The 2,763-nt window shown below is 63.4% G+C and carries 4 protein-coding genes and 1 pseudogene; 2 read left to right on the top strand and 3 right to left on the bottom strand.

Translation table 11 applies throughout. The annotated features are described in order from the left end of the window. The 3 genes and pseudogenes from EOA27_RS30715 to rpmB form a co-directional block, all read right to left on the bottom strand. Positions 1–184, bottom strand: a pseudogene (locus EOA27_RS30715) (hypothetical protein); the annotation flags it as partial. Between the two features lie 58 nt (positions 185–242). Then, the gene (locus EOA27_RS30710; RefSeq protein WP_126081001.1) at positions 243–929 is read right to left on the bottom strand and encodes a queuosine precursor transporter; all 687 of its coding nucleotides are present in this window, start codon (positions 927–929) and stop codon (positions 243–245) included. A 107-nt stretch (positions 930–1,036) separates the two neighbouring features. Next, positions 1,037–1,333: a 50S ribosomal protein L28 gene (gene rpmB / locus EOA27_RS30705; protein WP_040989302.1), complete on the bottom strand. Its 297-nt coding sequence runs from the start codon at positions 1,331–1,333 to the stop codon at positions 1,037–1,039. A gap of 257 nt (positions 1,334–1,590) precedes the next feature. On the opposite strand from rpmB, the gene EOA27_RS30700 reads away from it, so the two are divergent. Next, a complete protein-coding gene (locus tag EOA27_RS30700) occupies positions 1,591–2,382 on the top strand; it encodes a DUF3108 domain-containing protein (protein WP_126081002.1) in 792 nt (263 codons plus the stop codon). Between the two features lie 87 nt (positions 2,383–2,469). Further along, the coding region (locus EOA27_RS30695) for an EamA family transporter (protein ID WP_145970635.1) at positions 2,470–2,763 on the top strand (294 nt) is incomplete at its 3' end.

Raw genomic sequence — 2,763 nt, 5'->3', positions numbered from 1 at the left:
GCTTGCGGCCGGCGATCCGCTCGCAGGAAAGCCTGGCGAGCGCCTCCTCGGAGCCGCTGAGGCGGCTGTTCATCAGCTCGTTGGTGCCGAGCATGATCGAGAATTCAGTGCCGCGCTGCTTCAGGCGCAGTTCCTGGCCGCCATCGGGCGTGCGGGCGGAATCAAGCTGAACCCAGGGGATCACGGCCTGTCTTTTGGCTTGAGCATGATCTTTTCCAAAAACCGAGTCCCACTTTTTGGGATCATGCTCCGACGGCGACCGCCGGCTGGCTCCAGCGCGCGGCGAGCAGCCGGTAGGGGATCAGCGCCACGACGGCGATGATGAGCTTGACCGAAAGGTCGCCAAGCGCCCAGGAGACCCAGCGCATCGTCTCGACCGGCAGCATGCCCATTAGCGGCGCGGCCTCCAGCGCGAAACTGTCATTGGGGCCGGCAAAGGCGAAGGCGGCGGAAAAGGCGACGCCGAAGAAGACGAGCGTGTCGAACACCGAGCCGACCAGCGTGCCGACGATCGGCGCGCGCCACCAGCTCTGCCGGCGCAGCTGGTTGAAGACGGTGACGTCGAGCAATTGCGCGGTGAGGAAGGCGGCGCCGGAAGCGGCCGCGATGCGCACCAACCGATCGGCGGCGGTCTCGAACTCGATCAGGCCATGACGGAACAGGAAGGGCGGGACCAGGATCGAGCAGGTCACCGCAGTCATGAAACCCACGAACACCACCTTGCGCGCCACGGCCGGGCCGTAGCGGCGGTTGGCTAGGTCGGTGACCAGGAAGGAGAAGGGATAGGTGAAGGCGCCCCAGGTCAGCAGGTCTGCCAGCGACAGGCCGCCGACCTGGCCCTGCATCGGGAACTGCACGAGGATATTCGACGCCACGACGACAAGCGCCATGGCGGCCACGAAGGGCAGGTATCGCGTCAGGAAATTCATTTTTTTATCCTGGGTAATGGAACCAGCCGAGCGTCAAGGCGACGCTCGCTCATATCCGAGCACCGGTCTGGCCGGTGCCCGAGGCGGTCGTCGTGCCCGAAAGCTACTTAAGCGGCGGACTGCTCGGCAAGCTTCTTGGCGATCTGCTTCTTCAGCAGACGAGCGCGCTGCGACAATTCCTTGACGTCCGCCTTCACCAGGAAGGCGTCGAGGCCACCGCGATGCTCGACCGAACGCAGCGCGTTGGCCGAAATGCGCAGCCGAACGTTCTGGTTCAGCGCTTCGGAAATCAGCGTCACATTGACCAGGTTCGGCAGGAAGCGACGCTTGGTCTTGTTGTTGGCGTGGCTCACATTGTTGCCGGTCTGGACTGCCTTGGCAGTGAGTTCGCAGGTGCGGGACATTTGTCTAACCTTCAGTTTCTAAACCTGCCAAACCATTCTGCCCGCGCCAGGCGGCGCGCGGTCTCAGTCAGGCGGCCTTTGGAAAAGTTGGCGTTCCATAGTGGCATTTCGCCATTGCGTCAAGCTCCGGCACGTCGCCTGCCGTCGGGCGCGCTCCATATAAAGGCCGGATTTCATACTATAAGCCGTTCGCGAAGGGACACGCCAGGCTGGAGCCGTTGCGTTCTGGCCGAACCGCCAGGGATTCGCCAGCCGCCATGCTCCGTCCATCTCATGCATTCGCCACCCTTCTTGCCCTTGCCGTGCCGGCAACAAGCTTCGCCGCCCCCTCGCCACAGTCCTTCAAGGGCGAATATACGGTGTCCTACCTCGGCCTTTCGATCGCCAGGGCCACCTTTTCCAGCCGCTATGTGGGCGATACCTACGCCATCAACGGCACTGTCTCCGCCGCCGGGCTCGGCAGGCTGTTCGACGACACGAAAGGCACGATTTCGTCGAAAGGCATCATTTCCGACAAGCGGATGACGCCGCAGGTGTTCAGGGCCGATTATACGTCCGGTAAGAAGTCCTCCATGGTCGACATCCGCTTCAGCAACGGGGCGGTCTCCTCCACGCAAGTCGTTCCCGCTCCAGGCAAGCGCGATCCGAAGAGCTGGGTGCCGATCGGCGACGGAGACCTGAAATCGGTGCTCGATCCGATGGCCGCGACCGTCATCCATGCCGACAGCCTGGACAAGGTCTGCGGACGCACGGTCAAGTTCTATGATGGCGAGATGCGCGCCGACCTGACACTGACCTATGCCTCCAGGGGCTCGATCGCGGTGCCGGGCTACAAGGGCGACACGGTGACCTGCAAGATGGGATTCGAGCCGGTGGCGGGCTATCGCAAGGGACGCAAGGCACTGAACTACCTCAAGAACAAGAGCCGCATGCTGGTGACGTTTGCACCGGTCGGTCAATCCGGCGTATATGCCCCGATCCGCGCCACGGTCGGGACCCAGATCGGTCCGCTGACCATCAGCGCCGGACGGTTCGAAGCGGTAAATTAACTCAGTTTTACGCAATTCCGGACGGAAAACCGCAAGGCACTTTTCCTGGAATTGCTAGAGGCGCCGCCGCGCGCCGGCGGGGGAGATATGGGGCGCGCAACATTGATCGGGTTTTCGGCGGTCGCCATGTGGGCGCTGTTGGCGCTGCTCACCGACGCCTCGGGGCAGGTGCCGCCATTCCTGCTGTCGGCCATCACCTTCGCCATCGGCACCTGCGTCGGGCTGGCGGCCCGGCTAGTGATGCCGGCGCCCGACCGCAGTGAGAAGATCCCGCCACAGGTCTGGGTGATCGGCATAGCTGGCCTGTTCGGCTACCATTTCTTCTACTTCACGGCGCTGCGCAACGCGCCGGCGGTCGAGGCGAGCCTGATCGCCTATCTG

This window comes from Mesorhizobium sp. M2A.F.Ca.ET.037.01.1.1 (assembly GCF_003998075.1).
Lineage (GTDB): Bacteria > Pseudomonadota > Alphaproteobacteria > Rhizobiales > Rhizobiaceae > Mesorhizobium.
The sequence above is the reverse complement of the archived record's forward strand: the minus strand, read 5'-3'. Positions and strand labels throughout refer to the sequence as shown.

Excerpts from the sequence above, each read along its gene's own strand:
- rpmB (WP_040989302.1), bottom strand. The coding sequence starts at position 1,333 with ATGTCCCGCACCTGCGAACTCACTGCCAAGGCAGTCCAGACCGGCAAC.
- EOA27_RS30700 (WP_126081002.1), top strand. The coding sequence starts at position 1,591 with ATGCTCCGTCCATCTCATGCATTCGCCACCCTTCTTGCCCTTGCCGTG.
- EOA27_RS30710 (WP_126081001.1), bottom strand. The coding sequence starts at position 929 with ATGAATTTCCTGACGCGATACCTGCCCTTCGTGGCCGCCATGGCGCTT.